General features: G+C 35.9%; 30 protein-coding genes. 4 read left to right on the top strand and 26 right to left on the bottom strand.

Annotated features, from left to right (window positions below):
* Position 1 precedes the first annotated feature (1 nt).
* The 23 genes from C9J37_RS00860 to C9J37_RS28115 all read right to left on the bottom strand — a co-directional run bounded on the left by C9J37_RS00860 (position 2) and on the right by C9J37_RS28115 (position 14091).
* Positions 2–607 (bottom strand): HK97 family phage prohead protease, encoded by a 606-nt coding sequence (locus C9J37_RS00860; protein ID WP_137067738.1) that lies wholly within the window; start codon positions 605–607, stop codon positions 2–4.
* A complete protein-coding gene (locus tag C9J37_RS00855) occupies positions 597–1850 on the bottom strand; it encodes a phage portal protein (protein WP_107893847.1) in 1254 nt (417 codons plus the stop codon). Before C9J37_RS00855 ends, C9J37_RS00860 begins: the two co-directional genes overlap by 11 nt.
* Before the next feature lie 12 nt (positions 1851–1862).
* On the bottom strand, positions 1863–3542 hold the full coding sequence (locus tag C9J37_RS00850; RefSeq protein WP_107893846.1) for a terminase large subunit: 1680 nt from the start codon (positions 3540–3542) through the stop codon (positions 1863–1865).
* Complete coding sequence (locus C9J37_RS00845; RefSeq protein WP_107893845.1) at positions 3539–4000, bottom strand: P27 family phage terminase small subunit; 462 nt, start codon at positions 3998–4000, stop codon at positions 3539–3541. Before C9J37_RS00845 ends, C9J37_RS00850 begins: the two co-directional genes overlap by 4 nt.
* A gap of 84 nt (positions 4001–4084) precedes the next feature.
* Complete coding sequence (locus C9J37_RS00840; RefSeq protein ID WP_235616980.1) at positions 4085–4483, bottom strand: HNH endonuclease; 399 nt, start codon at positions 4481–4483, stop codon at positions 4085–4087.
* 55 nt (positions 4484–4538) lie between these two features.
* Positions 4539–4967, bottom strand: a complete 429-nt coding sequence (locus C9J37_RS00835; protein ID WP_107893843.1) for a hypothetical protein — start codon at positions 4965–4967, stop codon at positions 4539–4541.
* 31 nt (positions 4968–4998) lie between these two features.
* Positions 4999–5289: a hypothetical protein gene (locus tag C9J37_RS00830; RefSeq protein ID WP_107893842.1), complete on the bottom strand. Its 291-nt coding sequence runs from the start codon at positions 5287–5289 to the stop codon at positions 4999–5001.
* A 256-nt stretch (positions 5290–5545) separates the two neighbouring features.
* Positions 5546–6067 carry a hypothetical protein gene (locus tag C9J37_RS00825; protein ID WP_137067739.1) on the bottom strand — a complete coding sequence of 174 codons (522 nt, stop codon included), beginning with the start codon at positions 6065–6067 and terminating at the stop codon, positions 5546–5548.
* 175 nt (positions 6068–6242) lie between these two features.
* Positions 6243–6827 (bottom strand): MazG nucleotide pyrophosphohydrolase domain-containing protein, encoded by a 585-nt coding sequence (locus C9J37_RS00820; RefSeq protein WP_107893840.1) that lies wholly within the window; start codon positions 6825–6827, stop codon positions 6243–6245.
* 64 nt (positions 6828–6891) lie between these two features.
* Positions 6892–7239 (bottom strand): hypothetical protein, encoded by a 348-nt coding sequence (locus tag C9J37_RS00815; RefSeq protein WP_107893839.1) that lies wholly within the window; start codon positions 7237–7239, stop codon positions 6892–6894.
* A 518-nt stretch (positions 7240–7757) separates the two neighbouring features.
* A complete protein-coding gene (locus tag C9J37_RS00810; protein ID WP_107893838.1) occupies positions 7758–8048 on the bottom strand; it encodes a hypothetical protein in 291 nt (96 codons plus the stop codon).
* Positions 8049–8054: 6 nt separating this feature from the next.
* On the bottom strand, positions 8055–8372 hold the full coding sequence (locus C9J37_RS00805) for a hypothetical protein (protein WP_153063478.1): 318 nt from the start codon (positions 8370–8372) through the stop codon (positions 8055–8057).
* Positions 8369–8596, bottom strand: coding sequence for a hypothetical protein (locus C9J37_RS00800; protein ID WP_107893836.1), 228 nt, complete (start codon positions 8594–8596; stop codon positions 8369–8371). The genes C9J37_RS00805 and C9J37_RS00800 overlap by 4 nt, the downstream gene beginning before the upstream one ends.
* Positions 8593–9135: a Holliday junction resolvase RecU gene (locus C9J37_RS00795; protein ID WP_107893835.1), complete on the bottom strand. Its 543-nt coding sequence runs from the start codon at positions 9133–9135 to the stop codon at positions 8593–8595. Before C9J37_RS00795 ends, C9J37_RS00800 begins: the two co-directional genes overlap by 4 nt.
* Before the next feature lie 31 nt (positions 9136–9166).
* A complete protein-coding gene (locus tag C9J37_RS00790) occupies positions 9167–9424 on the bottom strand; it encodes a hypothetical protein (RefSeq protein ID WP_107893834.1) in 258 nt (85 codons plus the stop codon).
* A 27-nt stretch (positions 9425–9451) separates the two neighbouring features.
* The gene (locus tag C9J37_RS00785) at positions 9452–10423 is read right to left on the bottom strand and encodes a ParB/RepB/Spo0J family partition protein (RefSeq protein ID WP_107893833.1); all 972 of its coding nucleotides are present in this window, start codon (positions 10421–10423) and stop codon (positions 9452–9454) included.
* Positions 10424–10458: 35 nt separating this feature from the next.
* Entirely contained in the window at positions 10459–11226 is a 768-nt protein-coding gene (locus C9J37_RS00780; RefSeq protein WP_235616979.1) for a ParA family protein, read from the bottom strand.
* Complete coding sequence (locus tag C9J37_RS00775; RefSeq protein WP_107893832.1) at positions 11198–12118, bottom strand: rolling circle replication-associated protein; 921 nt, start codon at positions 12116–12118, stop codon at positions 11198–11200. The genes C9J37_RS00780 and C9J37_RS00775 overlap by 29 nt, the downstream gene beginning before the upstream one ends.
* Before the next feature lie 268 nt (positions 12119–12386).
* Positions 12387–12542: a DUF6906 family protein gene (locus C9J37_RS28120; RefSeq protein WP_167397233.1), complete on the bottom strand. Its 156-nt coding sequence runs from the start codon at positions 12540–12542 to the stop codon at positions 12387–12389.
* A gap of 132 nt (positions 12543–12674) precedes the next feature.
* Positions 12675–13028 carry a hypothetical protein gene (locus C9J37_RS00770; RefSeq protein WP_107893831.1) on the bottom strand — a complete coding sequence of 118 codons (354 nt, stop codon included), beginning with the start codon at positions 13026–13028 and terminating at the stop codon, positions 12675–12677.
* A complete protein-coding gene (locus C9J37_RS00765) occupies positions 13025–13315 on the bottom strand; it encodes a hypothetical protein (RefSeq protein WP_107893830.1) in 291 nt (96 codons plus the stop codon). Before C9J37_RS00765 ends, C9J37_RS00770 begins: the two co-directional genes overlap by 4 nt.
* Positions 13316–13637: 322 nt before the next feature.
* Complete coding sequence (locus tag C9J37_RS00760) at positions 13638–13871, bottom strand: helix-turn-helix domain-containing protein (RefSeq protein WP_107893829.1); 234 nt, start codon at positions 13869–13871, stop codon at positions 13638–13640.
* A 52-nt stretch (positions 13872–13923) separates the two neighbouring features.
* On the bottom strand, positions 13924–14091 hold the full coding sequence (locus C9J37_RS28115; RefSeq protein ID WP_167397232.1) for a hypothetical protein: 168 nt from the start codon (positions 14089–14091) through the stop codon (positions 13924–13926).
* Between the two features lie 193 nt (positions 14092–14284).
* Here C9J37_RS28115 and C9J37_RS00755 point away from each other — a divergent pair, with 193 nt between their 5' ends.
* From C9J37_RS00755 to C9J37_RS00740, 4 genes are all read left to right on the top strand, one after another.
* The gene (locus tag C9J37_RS00755; RefSeq protein WP_107893828.1) at positions 14285–14785 is read left to right on the top strand and encodes a helix-turn-helix domain-containing protein; all 501 of its coding nucleotides are present in this window, start codon (positions 14285–14287) and stop codon (positions 14783–14785) included.
* A gap of 40 nt (positions 14786–14825) precedes the next feature.
* Positions 14826–14996, top strand: a complete 171-nt coding sequence (locus C9J37_RS00750) for a DUF2281 domain-containing protein (RefSeq protein WP_107893827.1) — start codon at positions 14826–14828, stop codon at positions 14994–14996.
* Positions 14997–15030: 34 nt separating this feature from the next.
* On the top strand, positions 15031–15747 hold the full coding sequence (locus C9J37_RS00745) for a Fic family protein (protein ID WP_201262114.1): 717 nt from the start codon (positions 15031–15033) through the stop codon (positions 15745–15747).
* A 71-nt stretch (positions 15748–15818) separates the two neighbouring features.
* Positions 15819–16991 (top strand): tyrosine-type recombinase/integrase, encoded by a 1173-nt coding sequence (locus C9J37_RS00740; protein WP_107893825.1) that lies wholly within the window; start codon positions 15819–15821, stop codon positions 16989–16991.
* 125 nt (positions 16992–17116) lie between these two features.
* On the opposite strand, the gene lepA is transcribed toward C9J37_RS00740, so the two are convergent.
* From lepA to C9J37_RS00725, 3 genes are all read right to left on the bottom strand, one after another.
* On the bottom strand, positions 17117–18943 hold the full coding sequence (lepA, locus tag C9J37_RS00735) for a translation elongation factor 4 (protein WP_107893824.1): 1827 nt from the start codon (positions 18941–18943) through the stop codon (positions 17117–17119).
* 318 nt (positions 18944–19261) lie between these two features.
* Positions 19262–20107 carry an excalibur calcium-binding domain-containing protein gene (locus tag C9J37_RS00730; RefSeq protein WP_235616978.1) on the bottom strand — a complete coding sequence of 282 codons (846 nt, stop codon included), beginning with the start codon at positions 20105–20107 and terminating at the stop codon, positions 19262–19264.
* A gap of 304 nt (positions 20108–20411) precedes the next feature.
* Positions 20412–22301, bottom strand: coding sequence for an acyltransferase family protein (locus tag C9J37_RS00725; protein WP_107893823.1), 1890 nt, complete (start codon positions 22299–22301; stop codon positions 20412–20414).
* Between the last annotated feature and the right edge of the window lie 459 nt (positions 22302–22760).

Genomic DNA, 22760 nt, shown 5'->3' with positions numbered 1-22760 from the left:
TTTATTTTCCACCTTTCAATTTTAAAAGCTCAATTTGTTTTTCATACATTGAATAATCAATATCTTTTTTATTACGTGTATCTTCTGAGCGATTTTCAATCTCAGCTTTAAAATCTGCTCCGCGAGTTTCTGAAATCGTCTGATCTTCTCCACGAGCTTCAATTGAAGTAGCAACGTAAGCTGGTGTTTTATCTAAAATAGACACCTCTAATAGCTCGATGTCCTCTAATGTACGTTTCTGAATGCCGTCTTCTCCGTCTTCCCACGATGGCTTGTTATCAACAAAACCAAATGACCAGCCTTTTAACTTTCCATCTTTTGCTTTTTGAATGATTTCTTCATCAGATACATGAGCGATAGCGCGTAAACCAATGTTATCCTCATACAGTTGTAAATTGCCCTCTTGTAATGATCCAAGCTTACGGTTTTTATCGTGATTAAATAATAAATCAACGTTTTCCGCCTTATCTAAAGCTCTTTCGAACGTTTTAGCACGGATTTTTTCTTTAAATCGACCTCTTGGTGAAGGTAAAATACGACTTTCACGCTCTACAGCATTCACATAACCATCGAGCAACACTTGATTTTCTCTAATTTCAATCCTCAATTTCTTCACCTCCCTTCTCAGTTTCTGGGCCACCATCTGAAATATCAGCGGTTTTATTCGTGTTTGGCGTGTAAATTGTCTTTGTTTTCGGATCATATAAGACATCTTGCAAGCCCAACTTAATGAAATCTAAACCAAGTGGTGGTTGATCTTCTAAATAACGAACCTCGTCTACCTGCATCCACCCATTTTTAAGGGCAATTTCGTAAGCTTTATAGCGTTTTTCGGTGTCACCTTTGACAAGCTCTTTCATATCGAAAGCAAAATAAAAAGACTGCTCTTTTTCCGACGGAAGAAGCAAGTCCTTGTTCAATGCCGTTTCAATTGCTCGAATAATCGGCAGTATGCAATTTTTAATAAAGTTTGTATGCACTTCTTCATTGGCCGAACCATCCAAAATGCTGTCGGGTACTTTGAAAAGTTTATTTATTTCACTTGAATTGGTCTTTTTGTTTTCATTCAGCTGCATTTCAACCGATGTACTCGATGCCTCTTTGAAATCTAAGCCATTGTTCAATACAACAATATTTTCTGTATTATTCTTGTATAAATTATTCCAGGCTGTTTTTAATTCTGCAATTGCATCCTTTGACAATCGGCCTAATGATTTTAAAAACCCTTTCTTATTTCCACCTGTTTTAACAAGTGAATCCTCAAAATCTAGCGTATTGTATGCAACAGATAATATTTTATTATGGTCCTTTATGATTCCATTACCTGTCACACCATCTTTAGAATTTCGAGCGATTTTAATAAATTCAAATTCGCGATAGTTCACACCATTAACGGATATATCATAGCTTTTAAATATTGGATCAACGCCAACTAGCACCGATACATTTCGATTCTCAACATAATGGAGACTTTCAACATCATTTCTTCTCCGGTTGATATATGCGTACCCTGCACCTTCCAATAAATAATCAGTTACTAAAGCTTTTTTAAATTGGAAGCCATCTAGTGTATCGTGTGTCTCATCATTAAGCAAAATGATGCGTCTATCTTCTTCCATTTCTTCAACTTTACCGCTGTTTTCTTTGTACAATTTGATAGGTAGAGTAGCAATAAGACCCGAAATTAAATCTACACAGGTGCCAACACTAGGTATACTTAGCGCTTCTTCCTTTGTTAAAACAGCATTTGCTAACCCTGCCTGCAGCAATAATTCATCCATTCCACTCTCACGAAATTCCTGAATTCGTCTATAATTACGCCATTCGCGCCACTCTTTAATTAATCTCACAATCTCACCTCCTTAAATGATTTGTGCGCCCCAATCAGCATCAGGATTAAAGATGACATCATGCTGCAGTAAGTAGATTGCGTTGATTAGACTTACAACCATGTCCACTTTGCCAGTTGATTTTTTCTTATTAACGTAAATGTTTTTATTGGTGTCCTCTGTAACTTTTGCATTTTGGAAATTTTCTTCTAGTAATTCATTTTCAGTGTAATGGAACTCTTTGTTCATAATCTTTTCTCGTAATAGCTTTGTAGCTGGATGTAATACGCTTGAATGCTGTTTTACTTCTACAGTAACTAAACCTTCCTTTTCTAGTTTCTGAGCTGTAGAAAGGCAGTTATAACGGTCATACGCTACACCCATAACAATGACATTGAATTGTTCTTCTACTTCCAGAACCTTTTGTTCAATAAAGCCATAATCTACAGTCATATCACCACAAGAAAAACATTTACCTGACTTAATGTGATCGTAATAATTAATCTTCTCCACTCGGTTTTTATCAGGGATACGCTCAGTCGGTACAAATGCGTAGGAATCCGCATATATTTGCATGTCTTCCTCTGTCACTATCGAGAATGAACAGTTATCATTCGTCATGGCCAAGTCTAAACCTAGCCAAACTTGACGGCCTGACCAATCGAAATCATCCATTTTACATTTCCGCAAGTCTTCCACATTTACATACGCTTCGCCACTATTAGAAGGTAAAAAGTGATTCATATGTTTACAAAGATATTCTTCACGTTCTGAGGGCTTTTCTATGGCTGATTTACGGCTATCTCGTATCTCGTTATAGTTTTCCTCAACTCTTAATGGATTCGCCTGTAATAGCCCCGTATCGTCCCATAAATGCTCGTCCTCAGCATAATAAAGCAGCGCAAACATGCGGTCATCTTCAATAAATCCATTAAATACTTTCTTTGCATACGCCAATTCTTCTAGCATGATCGATTTATCCTCAGCGTAGGCAGTTGTTAATTTAAAGCGTAATGGATTTTTAACGTTTAATTGTCCTGACTTCATGGCGTTTATATTCTTGTAATCTTTAAATGCACCCACTTCATCAGCGATAAAAGCAGATGGACGAATTGAGTTGTTTCTATTCGCCTCTGCAGTACGTGCTTGGTAAAAACTATTTGTTAAAGTACATACAATTTTTCCACTTAACGTTTTTGGAATCACAAAGTATTTAGCAACGCCTGGGCTTGCCATAATAATTTGTGTCATAGCCTTTTTAACTTCACCTGCAAGCTCACGATCCAAACAAATAGAATAGAACTCTGAGTAGTCATCTTCCGTTAGCATTAAGATGATAATGATTAAAGCACAAATGAACGTCTTCGCATTCTTACGAGGAATAAACAGCGTAATATCACGGTATCTAAACTTTTCTTTATCGCTTTTAAAGCGCCATCCGAATATATTGACAAGAAAAAAAGCCTGGAAACCTTCCAAGCCCTCTAATATTGTTTTTCCTGCAACGCCTAAACCTGTAGCAAAATTAAGTAATTCCAATAGTCCTTCGATTTTTTCTATTTCGTCCATGTCAAAATAGTAATCAAACTCATCTTCATATTGCTTTTCTAAGTCTCGTAAAAACCAATTACACTGGATAATGACCTCTTTTGTTGTAATTTCCTTACCTTTTACAACCCTTTCAGCGTATTTTACCGCCTTATCAAATATCATTTTTTACCACCACTCAATACTTTTAACAGTGGATCATCTTCTTCCACACGAACTTGGAAATTAATATTACCTAGCTTAGCTCGGCTTTGTGGCGACAGGCTTAATTCATTACAACAACGGAAAAATTCTTTTGAATACTTATCTTTTGCACTCAATAAGTTACGATCTAAAAGCCTTTCGATGTCCCTGTTAATGATTCGTTCAATTTGCTGTACTCGGTCAATGGCTACTGCGCAGGTACTTAGAATATAAATATCAATATTTCCAAGAATCCCACTTGCTTGTAACTCCTTCACAATGAAATTAAAAATTTTCTTTTGCCGTGCATTCAAATGTGTAGGAGGCAAGATTTCATCGGCAGCACCTTTTAATTTTTCTTCTGTTTGAGTACGAATTGCGATTTCTTCCTTCGTTAAATTCTTACTCATTGTTTTGACACTTTTAGACGGTCTAGCCAATTTCCTCACCTCCTTAAAAATTTTCATTTAGGGAATTTTTTTAGAGCAAATAGGGGCAGTCGGTGTACAGTGATTTACCGATTTTTAACCAAACACCCCGGGGGTACTCTCCAAGATAATATTTTTTAATTCATTTGCAGGTATTGACCCCTTCTCCGCTAGCTCATGATGATAACGACACAATGATATGAGATTGTCATCCTCTAGCCTCTTATCCCATGCATTAGCTATAGGCTCTATGTGATGCACCTCTAAGTCTGTGAAGTTATACTGTGTCTGTGTATTGTATAGGTTTCGTAAGCACAACTGACACAGATGTTTGTCACGGTCTGCTATGTGTGCACGCTTATTCTTCCATGCTCTACTCCATCTGAATCTATCAATGTATGTAGTATTCTTATTAGCTATTGGCTTAGACGCACATCGTTGACCACGCTTATGAATACCGCCACAATAAGTACAACTCTTTAGCAATGTACTCACCACCTTTAAGGCATAATAAAAAGCCTACACTCAAATGAATGCAGACTCTATGTATTTAACAATAGTTTTTTTGCTTTCTTAATCTAATTGCAATATCCAGTAAATTTGCTGTTCTAATAATTTGAGAATCTTTCTTAAAAATATAAGTAGTCATACACCCTACCATTAACGCATAAAAACCTAAGATAATAAAAATCACCTCTACTCCATTAGATTCTGAAATAGCTACTAGAATTGCGAATAGAGTAAAGATAGCTGTTAAAGCTGAAATTCCAACAGTAGCCTCTAAGGAATTTCGTTCTTTATATTTTAATGTGCTTTCTCTCATAACTTCTAGTTCTTCATCAGAAAATTCGTTCATTGAGTTTTGAACATAGTTGTTTATATGTGAATCCACATAGATTTTTTGATTTAAATGAGATTTAAATTCTGAGTGAATTTTTTTATAGTTATAAATTAAGTAATATCTTTCATTTTGAGACATTCTTACCCTCCGATAAAAAAGCCACACCTTGTTAGATGTGACCTTGTCTTGCTTTCCATCCTGCGTCCATTGCTTGGATTTTTACTTCTTCAAAATTACCAATACCAGAACGATCTAAATAAATATTACATTGTTCATGTTCGTAATTCCATACAACACTGGTAACTAAAAAGTCCTTTTTGAATCCAGAATCATAAACATAATCATTCTTTCTTGGTATAAAATCGGTTTCAAGAGTTTTATATAGAGAGAAATTTTTATTGTCATCGAAATCAGTAAATGTAAAATTCTCACTAAACTTTAATATCAAATTAATTAGCATTAATAACACCTCCCATCTACCTAATCTATCATAGAATAAATGGGGTATTTTGTCATTATAAAAAGAGACTACCAATTTAGTAGCCTCTCCTTAGTGTTGACGACTTTGCAATCGTCTATTATGTTGTTTTGCCTGTTTAATAATCAGGGCTTTTCGTGTGAGTTGGAAGACTCTTGATGTAAAGTAAATCCAATTACTCTACATTTACACTATATAATATTTAAAAAACATTTAAAACGACAACTTTACGACACGACTATAACTGTAACCGCAATCCATCTGTACCGAAAAAAAGAACTGACATAGCATGAACTGCCTCTTTCAAGTCTCTTTGCGCTGTACGTTCATGTACATTATGCAGCTTCGCAATTTCAGCATAAGTCTTTCTTTCGTCATTTATATAAAAATGCAATAGCGTTTCATACCTTCTTACCGCTTCTGTACCCAAGTGTTTACAATCCATTTCGTAAACTTTAATCATATTATCGATGAACCGCATCATAGCAAGTGTACGAGCTTCACTTCTTTTTATGGATTCCAATGTAAGGTATTCTTTATCAGGAGTTATTATTTCCTCTTGCTCTTCATCCCCTAAATCCATGCTCTCTTTCATTTCGTTACAGTAAACTTTTAAATGACGGTAATTCTTCAACAATATTCTTGTATTAAAAAGTCGTCTGTCTTGCTTTTTAGTTTTTTCTTCTTGTTGAAGCTCATTAAACTTCGCAATGGCTACCTCTGCTATTGCTGTTATTTGATCTTGTGCAATACCGCTCATTAGCACGCCCCACTTCCTGAATAACTTCTCTTAATAGTTCCAATGCTTGTCTTTTTGATTTTTGATTTAATGTATCTCCTTTACTTACATCTATTAACAAAATTGCATTCTCTACTTCTTTAAGTCTTTCAATTGTTTGTCGCTTCACTTTATCACAATCTTATACTTATATTGTTCAGTAAGCTTTTCCGCCATGTTTATATGAACGACTTTTATTACGCTCCATTTTCTTAATAATCGCTTGTTCCAGATTAATATTTCTTGAGCCACATAAATCAAAAATACGGATACATACATCGGCTAATTCTTCTGTGAAATTTTCTGTATCTCCCTTACGATCCGCTTCTAGCGCTTCGCTTACTTCACTGTGTATTAATGCTAACAATGTACCTGTTTCTCTTGGTTGATCGTGCCAACCTTTAGAAACTGCCGTTTCATAGGCTTGTTTACATAAAACATTAATTCCACTCGCACTACTTGTTTCTATTTCTATACGATTCTCTGGCTCTAAAACTAATCCACCTTTAAAAGCATTGTAATGATCTGCATAACCTTCACTTAATGCTAATGCAAGAATACAAAACGTTTCTTTATCACCGTAATTATTAATAGTTTTACTTGGAACACCTACAGCATTTAATTTTTTATGATTTTCTACATTATTTTCAACTAGCAAATAGGCACTTTCCCCACCTTCCTGTTCAATAACCTCTAAACTGTTTAAAACGTCTAAGATTGCTTGTTTATCAATTGATTGCATACTTGTTACCTCCGAATATTTATTTGATTGTTTCTGAACGAAATCTTCAAAGTGTTCAGGTAATCTATTCAACCCAATCTACTAAGCCACGATTTATTAATTCGTCACATAAATTACGTAATTGTTGTTCTGTATCACCTTCATCATTGAAACCAATACGATAAAAAGCATCACCCATTTCCCACAAATCAGGACCTCTCGTTAAAAACTGCGCCATAATTAAATCACAAATGCCTTCACCGTTGCTATAAATCTCTATTGCTGTAGAAAATCTAAAAGTATTGGGTACTTTCATTACAATTGTATTTTTTTGAATAAACCCATCTCCGTTTTCAAAAGTTCCACCGTTAACACTCAACCCCTCAAAATCTTTAAGAGTAGGTGCTTTTTTGAATCTTAATATTTTTCCCATCATATTTTCCCCTTTCAATTACTGAACATTTTCTTTCAATTAATTAATAAACGCTGTCGTTACTCATTGCATTCAAGCTTTTCTTTGAAGGTGCTTGCAACCTTGCTTCTGCTCTACCAGAGCATTTAAAAAAGACTCATAACCTAAAATGATTTTCGTGCCAATCACATAGTCAATCTGCTTTTCTGGAGTATCATTTGTTGCCTTATTTAAAACTTCTTATGTGTCATCTACTTTAACTGTATTGTTGTATTCACCTGTTACAAAACAACCAAAAGCAAAGTGTCCGCAAGTCCAGCAAACTTTTTCACACATAACATTCACACCACTCCTACACAATTTCTTTCTTGTGTTTAATCGTCCTCTGAACACTTATCATGGATTTTATGAAATTTTGCTTCTGAAATTATGGTGTTTATTTGCATTGCCGAAATGACTTTTAAAGTAGTTTTTTCGTAAGTAATAACAGTTTGTAACATACTTTCACCTTCCTGCGACGTTTATGCCGATACCTCCAATCAATAAATCACTACTTTTAATTTCCCTTCGTTCGCCTTTTTTTGCTGTATTGCCAAAAACTTCATAATCGCTTCTTGCTCTGTTGTAGCAGGCTCAATTAATTTCAATTCAGCAAAGTATTTCGTCGCACTTTTATAACAGCGTTTTATTTGATAGATGCCCCACTGACCATTTAAACAATCAACTACACGTAACTGATGTTCTTCTGGCGCTAATGCAATCTTTACTCCTAACATTTTCTCTACTTGACGTACCTGCTTATATTGCTCTTTTGATACAACCATTTTCATGTACATTCATCCTCCCAAGCCCTTTTGTAGTCCTAAAACAAATGGCAATTCATCCAACGATGAAATATTAATTGATTTCAATTCCTCGGAATTTTTCACTGCTTCTTTGATACAACCACGATAAAGACCGCTTCCAGAAAACCATTTATCTTTTGCAATTGTTTTGTTGCATTCTTCATGTAGATGAAACTGTATATGTTTTTCATCTTCTTTAGCGGAAACATAAACTGCACTTTTGCCTTTTTCGATTTCTTCTACGCACCCGTAACATTCATGCTTCTTTCTTGTTGTGACTATTTGTTTTTTTCTTATCTCCAGCATCAATGCTCCTCCTCATCAACGTGTCTTCTATCCTCTACTTGTTTTCTATTAGACTTTGAAAATGAAAAAGTTTTAGGTAAACCGTACTTCTGACGCACTTCTTCACGACTCATTTGATGTTCAACACGACAATGAGCTTTTGTTATGATAATACCGAAGTGTTTACAGCCCTCTACAGGGCATTTGATGTATTCGCCATGTTTAGCATTCCAATAAGGTTCAGTCAACAAGAAGCACCTCCTACCGCTTCCAAGTAATGGACTGTATATATTCCTGATTTAATTCGAGTACAGTGATCTCGGAAAAATTGAAGTGGAATTGATTTAGCACCGCCATTATTTTGAGCTGTCCAAGCAGTTTCTAATTGTTCAAATTTGAGATAATAAATCTCTGGCTCGTTTTTACCTTCAATCCTAAAGCAAACTAATAAAAACGCTTTTGCCCCCATGTAATGCCATGAACGAAGTAACCTATATTGATCGTCAGTTAAATTGTTCAATGGGAATCTTTTTTGTTTTGTTTCCTTAGCATCAAAGATAATAGCTTGACCTCGGTAAATACCGCTATAATCTACCCATGTAGCACTTTCTAATTTTCCATCCACCTTATTCCCAGTGACTTTTAATATTTTCACAGGCGAAGGTACTTTGCGGATATCTGCAAAATTGTTATTGCGGTATTGATTATTTGTCATATCAATTAAATTTTCGAAAAGTTGCCCTCTATTGGCATGGCTTCTTGAATATTGTCGTTTCTGTGTTCTCATTCTATTTCTGCCCCCTTATAAATTTGCGTTTTTACGCAATCCACTCTAGCTCCTGTGCATCAAAAAGTATGGATTCATTCCCGATACGTACTAACACGGAATGACCATCTACTTTCTGGACAACTCCCTTTTTACCTATCACATAACCAAAATAATGTTTGCGATATTCATAGATTTCAGGATTATTCTTTACTTCAATGACTTTCACCGTCTCATGCACTCTAAAAAATGCACGAGACGATTGTGAATAATCATCAAATAGACTTAACTGGCGTAAGCTACTTTCCAACAGCTTCTCCTCCTTCCGAAATTGCTTTTATCTAATTTTTTTAATGCTCATAATCACGTAATCTACGGGAATGTCATTTGCTCCCCCTTCTTGCAGGTAAATGATTCTAACCTCTACAAATCTGCCAGTGTACAAGATTGTTTCAGGATTAAATTCATTAATTTTCAATTTATCGCCCACTCGAAAACTCTGATTATTGAAACCACACATAAAAGTTTTCAAGCCTTGCACTATCGCCTCAAACTGTTCAGGATAGCTATCTAGTTCATGCGTCATCGGCTTTTCTTTTTGCTCTGACTCAATGATTTCCTGTCGCTTTTCTTTTGCTAAGGACGGAGTTAGCGGTTTACCCTCTCTGTATTCTTGGGCAACCTCTTTTTGCGTTTCTTCTGGCAACCTCGACATTTCATAGGCAGCAGTGATATTTATTTCCCCTTCACTAAATGCTTCTTTTAGTTCAGGAGCTAATTTTTTGTTAATGCTGTCCATCCGTTGCACTTGGGAAGGTGACACGCCCATAAGTTGCGCTACAATCTCGCGTTTGCGTCCCTTTAGTTGATTACCACTATTTTGTAATTCTTGTAACAATTCATGTAATCGTGCTGCCTGTTTAGTTTTTTCAGCATCTGTTAACACACGAGTGGTTGAGTTTGCTAGTATGAGTTGTAATTCTGCTTGGATGTCGTCTGTCGATTTAACAATTTTGCAAGGCGCTTTTTCAAAATCTTTGTTTCCCTCATTGCGTAGCTCTTGCATAGCCTTTAAGCGTCTATGACCGCTAATTAGCTCGTATGCCCCATCATCTTTTATACGCACCACTAAGTTTTGTTGAAGTCCCAATAGTTCAATACTCGATTTAAGCTCTGAAACATCATCCACACTGTAGTTATTTTTTGGTGATGGCAGTATGTTATCCAATGGTATGTGCTCAATCTTAAATGCCACAATTTGCTTCTTGGATTCTGTATTCATAAGCTGTGATAGATTGAATTTCGACATTTACTCCGCTCCTTTCTTTGAAAATGTGCCCGAAACTAACACAATCCTAGATATTCTTTTACTAGCGCTACATAATCCACACAAGCTGTAGACCGCTTCGCATATTCTAATAACGGCTTTCCAACGAACGTCATTTCATCTACTTTTACTGTCTTTCTAATACGTGTTGAAAACATTGGATAACCTTGCTTTTCTAATAATTCAGCCCCTTGTTGATTCACATTGTTACGCTGATACATTGTGACAAAGCATCCTGCAAAACGAATATCACTATTGAACTCACTTACATCTTCAATCTGCTCTAGGATTTGTTCTAATCCATCAAAACTAAATTGATCTATTTTAATTGGCACTAGCACATCGTCAGACGCTACTAATGCATTTACCACTGTCATATTAATATCTGGTGCATTGTCAATAATCACGTAGTCGTAACGCTCTTTTACAGACACTAGCTTTTTACGAAGTCGTGTTTGCTGTGGACGTGATACATCCATCAAGATTTCCTTATTAGCACGTAGCAAATTCATATTGGCTGTGATAATATCTAGCCCCTCATAACTTGTTTGCTGAATAACGTTATCCACAACTATTTCCTTCACTGTTAATAACTCTGATAATCCACACTTACTTTCAGGATCATAAAGCCCGAAAAATTTAGATGTGTTGCCCTGCTTGTCGTTATCAATGAGTAATACACGCTTCCCATGTAATTTCACCAGTGTATAAGCTATATTGATAGCTGAAACTGTTTTAGATACCCCGCCTTTTAGATTAATAATGCTGATTGTCTTCATCGTCATTTATTATTCTCCTTTTACGATTTATTGGTGTGTCAATCCGCTTCATTTGCACATATAGATATGCCCCACTTACGTAATCCGAAAATGACACATTCATTTGTTTGAACTGATAATTTTTATACATTTTTTCAAAAATTTCTTGCGCACCTATTTCTTCTGTCGCAATTTTAGCAGCACGTCTACGAGTTAATTTCGTGTCTGATACCGTCACTTTTGGTTGTTTTAGGTTACGGCTAGGAGTATAGCCTTTTGCTGTTTTATGTCCCTTTTCTTTTACCAAGTATTCTCCTAGCTTTGTAAATCCAAGATCATCTTCTTCCAGACGTTGCGACTTAACGCGACCTCTATTCCATAACTTCTCCGCTACTTCACGATTGGGAAAATTTGTCACCATATGATGATGTGCTCGTACTTTTTTTCCATCCCTTGTATGTTCAGTTGAATAAATATATTTCAATTCAAAATCCGCATACTTCTCCTGCTTTTTTAACCAATGCTTCATACGTCTGATGAGATTAACCATATCTTTTTTTGCTTGGTCATAGTCTTTTGGTAAATATGCATCAGAATACGTATATGTTGCGTACAAATCATTCTCACGAAAGTTTGTATTAATTAATCTTGCTACATGCTTCTGCCTATTCTTTTCATTTAACTTTTCTTGTGCTTTGCTGCTATTTTTATCTCTTTTTGTACGTTTACCTTGTGGTATTTTCCAATATGGGTATGCTTCTACCTCTAAAACCGAACCACTCCAAATGCTTTTCACACGATAGCCTGCAATTGCTCTATCTAATAAACTATCTTCATGTATTTTGCTAATTTCCGACTCACTAAATGCTTCTTCATACGAAGCTAATACATGTCTTACCTTATGCTGTTTATTCTTCATGGCTATTCTCTCCCGATGTGTTAATAATCTAGTATCCTTGTTAAATTTAGAGTTTCGTCGTAAATCTAATATTCATTACAAGGACGCTAATTGACTGTTTGCCATGAAGGTTGCTATACTAGCAATAAGGTGTTTGGCAATAGTCAAACGAGCCGTTTTAACTGTTCAGAGTTGATACGGCTTTTTTTTATTGGTCTTTATAAAAGCCCTTGTGACTTCCCACAAAGGCTTCCTTTTTTGTCGTGCTTTTTTCAATTAGGAAGCTTGTTTATGGTGCTGGAATAGTTCGAGATCGACCTGTTTCTCGATGAATAATCAACCATCTATCAGCTTCCTTTTTACTTATAAGCCAGTTATTAGGATTAAAACGAAAACTTGCTATATAGATTTTTTGCTGTCTTGTTAAATTGCGACCTTGTTTCACAAAATTTCCCCCTTTTTTATTTGTTGAGTTTGCTAGACACACATTCCACTTCTTGATATAATGTCGATAAGATAAATTTCCTAGGTTTAAAGTGCTGTTTAGTCGCTCCAACGATTAAGCAGTTTTTTTATGTCATAAACTCTGATTTGCATTAAAATGCACAACCTCTCCGATTTTCCCTTGCTTATTTAATTGATTAGCAATATCAAATAATTTGTTTCGACGCTGTTCTTTTATTTGACCCTCTAAGCGTTTGATGTAATCTATTCTCTCTACTAAAACCTCTGCACACTCTTGTGCTGAATCGTAATCCTCATTGGAAAAATGTAGATTCATAGCTGTTATTAAGTCCTGTCCACAGGCTCTTTCTTTACTTAGCTCTAATTCCAATGTCACTACGCTTCCAATAATGTTTTTATTTTCGAAATCCACGAATACTAGATTTTTTAAGCCTTGTGTGTAAGCTCGCTGTAGTTGTTCAATCATTCTGGCTCCGCTCCAATCTTTACGTTATCCATATTGACAAACTGCAATATATCTTTTTCATCTATAAACTCAACACCATATGGAGCTACTAGTTTCAAAGCTCTTTCTGCATCAATTGAGATAATTTGTATCCACTCATCTGAATCAGCATCAACTTCATGATCTTGAACCTCAACCGTACACGCATTAAGCGATTTCACTAAATTCTTAAATTTTCTTTCAAATCCATCAGCTCTTTCTCGTAAATCATCAAAATCTTTAATTGAAATTTGCACATTGCCTTCCATTTGGACAATTCACCTTCCATTCTGAATATTAAATATTTGATTAATTAACGTTGCTACCGTCATATCAGCTATAAGTTCCGACTATACCGTCATTGGCTCGGTATCACAGCGCTTTATTGTGTTTTTTATGTATGTGAAATTTCTTATGATGTTCTTTATGTAATGACTTCACATCAAGCAGCTTGTAAATTCCCCACTTAGAGGACTAGGCTAACCAACCCTTACTATTACAAACCGCTTGACGTGAGCGAGCTTTTTTCGTACTCGCAAACGTCTTATGTGCTTGTACTTCTCCATTTCGTTCATTTACCACTATGCACTTTCAATTTTCAGCGCCTTCCACAGCTTCTGTTGCAATATCTATCTCTTTTGGATTAAAGGGATCAGTAATATCCATTCCGACATTTCGGTTAATAAACGAGACTAACTCCGCTTCACTTACCTTTAATCGACCTAACTTCAACGGGCGGATTAAGCCCGCTTTAATCAGTGTATAGACAGTATTTGGATTAGTTTTTAATTGACCAGCAACTTCTTTTATTGTTAACAGTTCCATATTTGCCCCCCTTTTTCCGAATGCTAGGCGTAACAGCTTCGTATCCCATTCATTATGCAGTTTCGTTTTTCTTCTGCTCTTGTTTGAATTGTTTTAGGAATAAAGCCCCTTCAACAAAACCGAAAACTCGCTCTTTTTCGTGCGGTTCTAATTGTTTCAACAAAACCTCTAATTGTTCCCAATCAGTTTTTTCATCCATGTTGTATATGATGTCTGCCATGTTCGCCACCACCTTTCAAATTCAATTAACGTCGCTACCGTTGTGTTTAGCTATAAATCCTAATAAATTTCATTGTTTACTGTGATTACATAATAACACCATTTTTTAATCTAAGTCAACAAAATGTTTCTTAAAATGTTTGCACAGATTACTTTTTTACGCTAATATAACTATTAAGAAAGGAGGGATAGTATTGGATTACAAGGAATTGTCTATCAATGAAAGGGTTAATTATTTACGCAAGCATGAATTTGATATGACTATGGAAGATTTCGGTCAACACATACAAATGACCAAAGGGGCCATATCATATATGGAAAAAGGGAATCGTGTTGTTAGCGAGCGTACAATTAAAATCATTTGCGCAGAGTTCAACGTTAACGAACACTGGTTACGTACGGGCGAAGGGGAAATTTTTATCCAGCCTGCTACTTTTTCATTTGATGAACAAATTAAAAAAAGCAATCTCAGTGAATTAGAGATTGCTATCATGCGTGGATATATGGAGCTTGATTCGGAAGTGCGAAAAGCTATTGTACAAAAAATAGAGAGTATTATTCAACAACGCTCTGAAATAGCCTCTACTACTGATGAAGATGAAATCGATGCAGAGCTAGAACGTTACCGACAAGAGCTGGAAGCAGAGAAAAAGGTACAAACGTTATCAGCTTTACAAAGGCGCGAAACAAGTTAAGGAAATTCAAACTTGGAAATAAGAAGGGAATTAAATTGCAATGAGTGAAGATTTCAGATTATTACAGTTATTTAATCAGTTATCTGAAAGCGATAAAAAGTCTGTATTCGACTTCACAGAGTTTTTAGTTAATCGTCAGTCTAATTTAGACCAACCATCAACTGAAGAAACGATACGTGAAACTTTAAAAGACTTTGACTTTAATCTTTGATAAGAGTCGATTAGACAAGAAGGAAGTGAATCGCATGAAAAAATTACCTAATGAATATCTAGACGATATTCTTGTTCGATTGGCTCACCATTCGTCTGCATTAGAAGGGAATACGATTACATTAGCTGAAACTATCTCGATTATTTTACACAATCAAGTTTCAAGCAATCGTAGTATTGATTTGAGAGAAGTTTACGAAATTAAAAACCACGAACAAGCTTTTCAATACTTAATACAAGAACTTGAACAGGATTCACCACTTCGTTTGCAAACAATCAAGGAAATTCATGCTTTATTAATGGATCGCTTGCAATATGATAGAGGACAATTCAAGTCGGTAGACAACGCCATACTAGGGGCTGATTTTATGACAGCCAGCGTACAAGAAACACCGCTTCTTATGCAACAATGGATAGATAATTTGAATTATCGTTTAGAGGTAGCTGCTACTGAACAAGAAAAATTAGTCAGTATTGCAGAAGCTCATATTGTATTTGAACGTATTCACCCCTTTGCTGATGGCAACGGACGTACTGGACGTATGATCCTTAATTATTCTTTATTACAACACGGTTTTGCTCCACTTATTATTAACAGCAAAGAGAAAGCAACTTACTTACGTTACCTTGCGGAACAAGATGCAATAGGCTTTAGCAAGTTTATTGAATCAGCATTAACAGAAGAACAGCAACGGTTACAACGCTTTGTGAATAAAGAACAACAACAAATATCTCCTAATTCATTGGATTGAGATATTAATTGCAAATTAATTAAAAAGGAGCAAGATGGCCGTCTTGCTCTTCCCTCCAGAAGGAGATTTGTATGGGGAAAAAATCAAAAACAAAGAAAAGACGAAGAGGATCGGTAAGGCAACGTGGCCACAAATGGTACTATGCCTTTGATTTACCTGCTCGAAAAGGTAGAAACAGAAAAAGAATAGAACGTGTTGGTGGAGATACATCGGCCGAAGCAGAAGTGGCATTGACAGCCGCACTTGCTGAATATGACGAAACAGGACGCTTTTTTGAATCTTCAAAGTCGCCTTTAGAGGATTATATGTGGTATTGGTTTACTGAACATGTATTACTTAATTTAAAAGAGAATACACAGGAAAACTATCGTATGGTTATTAAAAATCATATCGCTCCCAAAATAGGAGATATAGCATTATGCGATTTAACACCAGCGATATTACAAACATGGATTAATGATAAATTTCGCGAAGAATATTCCGAAAAATCTATGTCAATTTTCCGATGTGTTATGAATAGTGCTTTACGCCACGCTGTACATCCCTGGGGGTTACTAAAAGAAAATCCCATGCAATATATAGCTATGCCGAAACGTCAACGAAAAAAAGTATCTAAAGAAGACCTGAAAATTATTAAGCGTGACGATCTTATTAAAATAATGGGTTATTTAAAGATTGATATGCCATTATATATGCCGTTTCACATTGGTTTACATACGGGTTTACGTGTGAGTGAGGTTTGTGGCTTATTATGGCGAGATATTGATTTTGACGAAGGTACACTCACAGTTGAGCGTGCAATGGTAAATTCTAAGGGGAAATGGATACTCGATTCAACAAAAACGACATCAAGTGAAAGAACTATTCCACTCGGTCCAACAATTATTAAATTGCTAAAAGAGCATCATATTTGGATGAAGAAAAATAAATTATTTTATGGACCAAATTATATTGATAGTAATCATGTTTGTGTAAAAGAAAGTGGCGAACCTCTTACGCCCAGTAGCATGAAATATAACACAAGAAAATTACAAGAAACACTCGAAATTCCGTTTAACTTCCATTCATTACGACATACGCACGCCACAATGTTAATGGAAAACGGTGCAAAAATAAAAGACATCCAGGCTCGTCTTGGTCATAGCCGGTCAGCTATTACTATCGACACTTATTCGCACCTCACAGAAAAGATGCAAAAAGAATCCGTCGATATTTTCGAACGAGCACTGGATGATATTAAATAAAAACTTGCCGATCAGTTGCCGCTGGTCGGCAAGTTTTTTTCGCAAGCAAAATCATTTCGCAAGCAATTCGCAGGCAAAACAGGTGATGGGCTTTATTGTAATTGTTCAACCCTTTGATACACCTACTATTTGCTATCGTCCATCTTCAGCACAGCCATAAACGCTTCCTGAGGAACTTCGACTGAACCGACTTGTTTCATACGTTTTTTACCTTCTTTTTGTTTATCAAGAAGTTTACGTTTACGAGAAATATCCCCACCGTAACATTTCGCCAATACATTTTTACGCATCGCTTTAATTGTCGAACGTGCGACAATTTTTTGACCGATTGCAGCTTGAATTGGTACTTCAAATTGTTGACGTGGAATTAATTCTTTAAGTTTTTCTACGATTACTTTCCCACGCTCGTAAGCAAAGTCACGGTGCACGATAAAGCTTAGTGCATCGACTTGCTCAGCATTTAGTAGAATGTCCATCTTCACTAGTTTTGAAGGCTGATAACCGATTAGCTCATAATCAAATGATGCATAGCCTTTCGTATTTGATTTTAAATAATCGAAGAAGTCGTAGACAATTTCAGATAATGGCATTTCATAAATAATGCTGACACGTGACGTATCAATGTAATCCATCGTCATGAAATTACCGCGTTTCATTTGGCAAAGCTCCATTACCGCACCAACATAATCATTCGGTACCATAATTGTCGCTTTGACATATGGTTCTTCAACACGGTCAATTTTTTGTGGGTCTGGCATAAAGGATGGGTTGTCGACTTTAATGGACGTACCATCTGTCATATAAACATCATAAATTACCGATGGTGCTGTTGTAATTAAATCAATGTTAAATTCACGTTCAATACGTTCTTGAATAATTTCCATATGAAGAAGCCCTAAGAAACCGCAACGGAAACCAAAACCAAGTGCTTGTGATGTTTCAGGTTCATATTGTAATGCAGAGTCATTTAGTTCTAATTTTTCTAATGCATCACGTAAATCGTTATACTTAGCTGTATCAATTGGATATAATCCACAGTACACCATTGGATTTAAACGGCGATAACCTGCTAATGGCTCTGTTGCCGGACGATTAGCAAATGTCACAGTGTCCCCCACTCGCGTATCACCAACATTTTTAATAGATGCTGTTAAGTAACCAACATCTCCAACCGTTAATTCACTTTGTGGCACACTTTTCGGAGTATGTACGCCAACTTCAATAACATCAAATTCTGCACCTGTCGCCATCATACGAATTTTATCGCCAGGTTTAACCGTACCATTCATAATTCGAATGGAAATAATAACACCTTTATAGGCATCATATACAGAGTCAAAAATAAGTGCTTGTAATGGTGCATCTGGATCGCCTGTTGGTGCAGGAACCTTTTCAACAATTTGTTCTAAAATATCTTCAATACCGATACCAGCCTTTGCGGAAGCTAATACCGCTTCTGAAGCATCTAAACCGATAACGTCTTCAACTTCTTGACGCACACGTTCTGGATCTGCTGCTGGTAAGTCAATTTTATTGATAACTGGCAAAATTTCTAAATCGTTATCAAGTGCTAAGTAAACGTTAGCCAGCGTTTGTGCTTCGATGCCTTGTGCTGCATCCACAACTAAAATAGCGCCCTCACAAGCAGCTAAACTACGTGATACCTCATATGTGAAATCGACGTGTCCTGGTGTGTCGATTAAATGGAACGTATACACTTCGCCATCTTTGGCTTCATATTTTAATTGGACTGCATTTAACTTAATTGTTATGCCTCGCTCACGCTCTAAATCCATTGAGTCGAGTAGCTGTGCTTTCATTTCACGGGATGTCAGTGATTTCGTTTGCTCTAAAATACGGTCAGCAAGCGTTGATTTCCCGTGGTCAATATGTGCAATAATAGAGAAATTTCGTATGTTCTCTTGTCTTTTTAATCGTGCTTCTCGGTTCATCTCTTCCACTCCTAATTAAACTATAATGAATTATACTATGAACCATATACAAACCACAACATTAGAACGGGATAAATGCTGTTAAATCAATGGTTACTCTTATTTATGCTTGTTATTTTCTGCAATTCAATGCATCAAAAAGCACCCAATTCAGGCAATCAGGCCCAAAAGGTGCTTTTCAAAAAGTACATAAAATATGACAAGTGTGTGTACAGGAAGGCACTAAATAATTCAATACCGAACTGTAGAGCTAAAAAAGCACCTGCATGTTGGCAGGCGCTTTTTTAATCCTATTATTTACTACTCATTAAAGTAAAATTATCTTTCACAAGCCCATCCATCTTTGTCTCGATCATGTTTAGGCGCATAAGCAGGGTGGTCAGCTCCTACACCATTTGGGTGATCTTTACGAAGCTCCGTACAATTTTTATAGGTTTTACTGCTATTTGAATTACTAGCATTTGAAGAGCCACTTGGTTTACTCGCGGCAGCTGGATTTTTTGAGCTTAAGTAAGTATCTACTACATAGCCCTCGTAATCAGCAGTTGTTACGAACGACCAGCCAGCAATTGTAGAATGAACAGCTACTTGTTCATTTTTCGCTAGCTCCCCTACTTGAACACCTGAAGGGCTTGCAATATTTCTAACAATAAGACTGCTTGCTAGCACATATTTAGTTGTTGGCTGTGAATTGCTCATAAAATTAGTAGCAGCATAGCCAATAACATTACCATACTGGACAAAGGACCAACCATCACCAACTGATCCGTAATCTTTGACAACCATTTTATTTTGTAATGTCGCAACAGTTTTACCTTTTAAAGACGGCGTTTCTTTTACGACCAACCCACTTTTCGAACTCGCAATTTTAATTGTGTATGGCGCATCATCAAGTGCATCTTCAATAATATAACCATCAATCATTTTATTTTCGTTATTTAAATACATTATACGAGAAAAATCATTATGTTCACTAATTGAAATAACAAATTTCCCCTTTTCCACAGTTCCAATTACTTTTGAATTAGTATCAGTTTTTTCATATATCTTAGATGAAGAGTCTGTTACCTTTACTTCTTTAAAAGTACTAGCGTTTGCAATGTTGACATGGAATGCAAATGCTAACATTAGTGTCAATACTAATACAAGTGTTTTACTTTTCATTTTTTGAGTCTCCCTTTTTGTTATTTGTTATAAATAACCTTTTTATGTAATCCTTGAAAGTTCTTATCATAGGTGTCAATATTCTTATACCGCTTTGGTAACTAGTGGATGCACTGTATCCATCAATCCTTCCTCCCACTAAATATTATACATAAATGGATTATAATTGGTATAAATATATTAAATTAGAATCAAATTATTTTTTCTGCATAAGAAAAAATCCCTGTTCTTTCATATAAAAAGACGAGTCACTCCATTAAGTGACTCGTCTCAGGGAGACTATCTAGCGACAGCAGTATGCTTATTAAACTTCATTCATACGAGCATCAATTGCTTGCTGAATTAGACTCGATAAAGCTTCTACCCCTTTTGGCTCCAAATGTACCCCGTCCGGTGCAAAATATTCGGGATGGTTTAAGGCTGTAGAATGCCAATCAATTAACGTAATATTTTCACGCTCTTGCGCTTTATTCGCTAAAGCATTGTTTACTTTTGCTTCCCATGGACGTGGTACACGTGTGTTCACTAAGTATATTTCTGCTTGAGAAAAAGCACCAAGAAGCGTGTCAATCTGGTCATTTGTAAAGTAACCGTTTGTGCCAAGTTGAATAATGACCGCTTTATCTGGTTGATTAAAGCGTGCGTAACTAGGGATCAGTTTGACCGCTTGCGAAACTTGTCTCCCGATTTTTCCATCTATTGTAATGTTAGGGTAAAGCGTATGTAAACTTGTAGCAATATCAATCATAACAGAATCACCGATAGCTAGTAGTTCTTTATACGGTCCTTTCTTAGCAATGTCACTTACATCATCTTTCTCCGTTTTTGACGTTGCTTCGTTATTGTCAACAGGTGATTCTACTTGTTCATCTATGGAATCTTGCTCTACTGTATCCTGATCTTTTGCAGAAGCATGTTGCCCACCATTTATTTTAATGTTTGTTGGGTAAGACTCCTTTGTGTCCTGTGGTGCTTCTCCTACTACCCCTGTTATACCAGTAAAAAACACGAGTAAGAAAAGTGGGATAACAGCAGTTGCAATTTTTCTTGCAATTGAAAAATCACGCCATTTGTTCGGATGGATGATTAAATATTGTCGGAAATATAATCGGAATCCTTTTTTACGAATAGGCATTTCAATAAAGCGATAAGATAATTCAGCGAGCAGTAATATGAGCAATAACTGTATAGTAACACGCCAATAGACAGGGTTTCCAATTTCATGAACAGGAGTACCTAACACAATAATAGGGTAATGCCAAAGATAGATTCCGTACGATCTAGAACCAATCCAACGAAGCGGCTTCCATGCAAGTAGTTTGCCTAAAAAACTAGCTGGATGACAAACACAGGCTATTAATAGCGCTGCATTTAAACAAAATATGAACATACCACCTCTATATAAAAATGCTTGGTATTCATCTACGAATAAAATACTGACAATAAAAATACTAAAGGTAATGAAACCTATACTGTTAAGTTCATAAACATGCTTAGTAGAAAGCTTTTTCGTAGAAAGTCTTTTCATCGGCCAAACGAATGCTAACCAACAGCCTATTAACAATTCGAAGGAACGTGTATCTGTCCCATAATAAATTCGGCTTGGGTCAGCTCCTGGCTGATACAAAAAGGCCATGAGAATTGCTGAACAAATTGCGCCAATGAAAATAATTGTTGAAAATTTACTTTGTTTTTTAAATAGAGCTAAACCAATCATCAATACAATCGGCCAAATAACATAAAATTGTTCTTCAATCGCCAAAGACCATAAATTTTTCAATGGGGAAGGCGACCCGAAACTATCAAAATAGGAAAGTTTATGATAAATAAACCACCAATTACTAGAGTAGAAAAGGGAAGATAGCGCATCTCCACGCATAGTATTTAAAAGTTCTTTATGAAAAAACATGACCCACACAAAAGTGGTCATAATCATAACATAGGCAGCGGGCACTAGACGTCGAAAGCGACCAATCCAAAATTGTCGCAAACTGACTGTTAATTGATTCCCTTTCATCGGTAAAATGGTTGAAGTAATTAAATAACCTGATAAAACAAAAAAGATATCAACTCCGAGGAACCCTCCACTGGCCCATCGAAAGTTAAAATGGTAAGCAATGACTGCTAGTACTGCTAAAGCTCTTATCCCATCTAATCCTGGGATATAACGATGATTCAATGTCTTGCCTAACATACTGTTTCCTCCAATAAAATATAAAACGTCGTTCCCTTTATTATGTTATTTACAAAATGTGAGTATATTGCCTAGCCTCTGCTCCTTTTCTACGCTTTATTCTTTACTTACTTATAATATTAAAGACGTATGAGCCACCTAAAAGGTTGATCATTTTCTTAAGCAAAAAAATTTTCCACGGTGGGATTTTGGTTATACCATGTTCATTCGTTTTTCAACTCTATTTTCGCTACCAAAGAGTATAAAAAATTACTATATTTCTTACAAATCATATGTATAAAACATCATTAAAGTCACTTTTATATTAAAAATTTGTAATGTTGCAACCAAACAACAAAAAAAGCATCTGCCCATAATGGAAGATGCTTTTGAAACGGCTTTTTCATTGATGAACACAATCGAAAATCGCCCGATTCAATAAGGCGTATGAGCTGACTTGAAAAGTATAATGCAAGGTAT

This window comes from Lysinibacillus mangiferihumi, from assembly GCF_003049665.1.
GTDB classification, from domain to species: Bacteria; Bacillota; Bacilli; order Bacillales_A; family Planococcaceae; genus Lysinibacillus; species Lysinibacillus mangiferihumi.
Note: the sequence above shows the minus strand (reverse complement) of the source record. Positions and strands in the feature narration are given on the sequence as shown.

Excerpts from the sequence above, each read along its gene's own strand:
- C9J37_RS00850 (WP_107893846.1), bottom strand. The coding sequence starts at position 3,542 with ATGATATTTGATAAGGCGGTAAAATACGCTGAAAGGGTTGTAAAAGGT.
- C9J37_RS00835 (WP_107893843.1), bottom strand. The coding sequence starts at position 4,967 with ATGTCTCAAAATGAAAGATATTACTTAATTTATAACTATAAAAAAATT.
- C9J37_RS00830 (WP_107893842.1), bottom strand. The coding sequence starts at position 5,289 with ATGCTAATTAATTTGATATTAAAGTTTAGTGAGAATTTTACATTTACT.
- C9J37_RS00825 (WP_137067739.1), bottom strand. The coding sequence starts at position 6,067 with ATGAGCGGTATTGCACAAGATCAAATAACAGCAATAGCAGAGGTAGCC.
- C9J37_RS00820 (WP_107893840.1), bottom strand. The coding sequence starts at position 6,827 with ATGCAATCAATTGATAAACAAGCAATCTTAGACGTTTTAAACAGTTTA.
- C9J37_RS00815 (WP_107893839.1), bottom strand. The coding sequence starts at position 7,239 with ATGGGAAAAATATTAAGATTCAAAAAAGCACCTACTCTTAAAGATTTT.
- C9J37_RS00810 (WP_107893838.1), bottom strand. The coding sequence starts at position 8,048 with ATGAAAATGGTTGTATCAAAAGAGCAATATAAGCAGGTACGTCAAGTA.
- C9J37_RS00795 (WP_107893835.1), bottom strand. The coding sequence starts at position 9,135 with ATGAGAACACAGAAACGACAATATTCAAGAAGCCATGCCAATAGAGGG.
- C9J37_RS00785 (WP_107893833.1), bottom strand. The coding sequence starts at position 10,423 with ATGTCGAAATTCAATCTATCACAGCTTATGAATACAGAATCCAAGAAG.
- C9J37_RS00780 (WP_235616979.1), bottom strand. The coding sequence starts at position 11,226 with ATGACGATGAAGACAATCAGCATTATTAATCTAAAAGGCGGGGTATCT.
- C9J37_RS00775 (WP_107893832.1), bottom strand. The coding sequence starts at position 12,118 with ATGAAGAATAAACAGCATAAGGTAAGACATGTATTAGCTTCGTATGAA.
- C9J37_RS00770 (WP_107893831.1), bottom strand. The coding sequence starts at position 13,028 with ATGATTGAACAACTACAGCGAGCTTACACACAAGGCTTAAAAAATCTA.
- C9J37_RS00765 (WP_107893830.1), bottom strand. The coding sequence starts at position 13,315 with ATGGAAGGCAATGTGCAAATTTCAATTAAAGATTTTGATGATTTACGA.
- C9J37_RS00760 (WP_107893829.1), bottom strand. The coding sequence starts at position 13,871 with ATGGAACTGTTAACAATAAAAGAAGTTGCTGGTCAATTAAAAACTAAT.
- C9J37_RS28115 (WP_167397232.1), bottom strand. The coding sequence starts at position 14,091 with ATGGCAGACATCATATACAACATGGATGAAAAAACTGATTGGGAACAA.
- C9J37_RS00750 (WP_107893827.1), top strand. The coding sequence starts at position 14,826 with ATGAGTGAAGATTTCAGATTATTACAGTTATTTAATCAGTTATCTGAA.
- C9J37_RS00745 (WP_201262114.1), top strand. The coding sequence starts at position 15,031 with ATGAAAAAATTACCTAATGAATATCTAGACGATATTCTTGTTCGATTG.
- C9J37_RS00740 (WP_107893825.1), top strand. The coding sequence starts at position 15,819 with ATGGGGAAAAAATCAAAAACAAAGAAAAGACGAAGAGGATCGGTAAGG.
- lepA (WP_107893824.1), bottom strand. The coding sequence starts at position 18,943 with ATGAACCGAGAAGCACGATTAAAAAGACAAGAGAACATACGAAATTTC.
- C9J37_RS00730 (WP_235616978.1), bottom strand. The coding sequence starts at position 20,107 with ATGAAAAGTAAAACACTTGTATTAGTATTGACACTAATGTTAGCATTT.
- C9J37_RS00725 (WP_107893823.1), bottom strand. The coding sequence starts at position 22,301 with ATGTTAGGCAAGACATTGAATCATCGTTATATCCCAGGATTAGATGGG.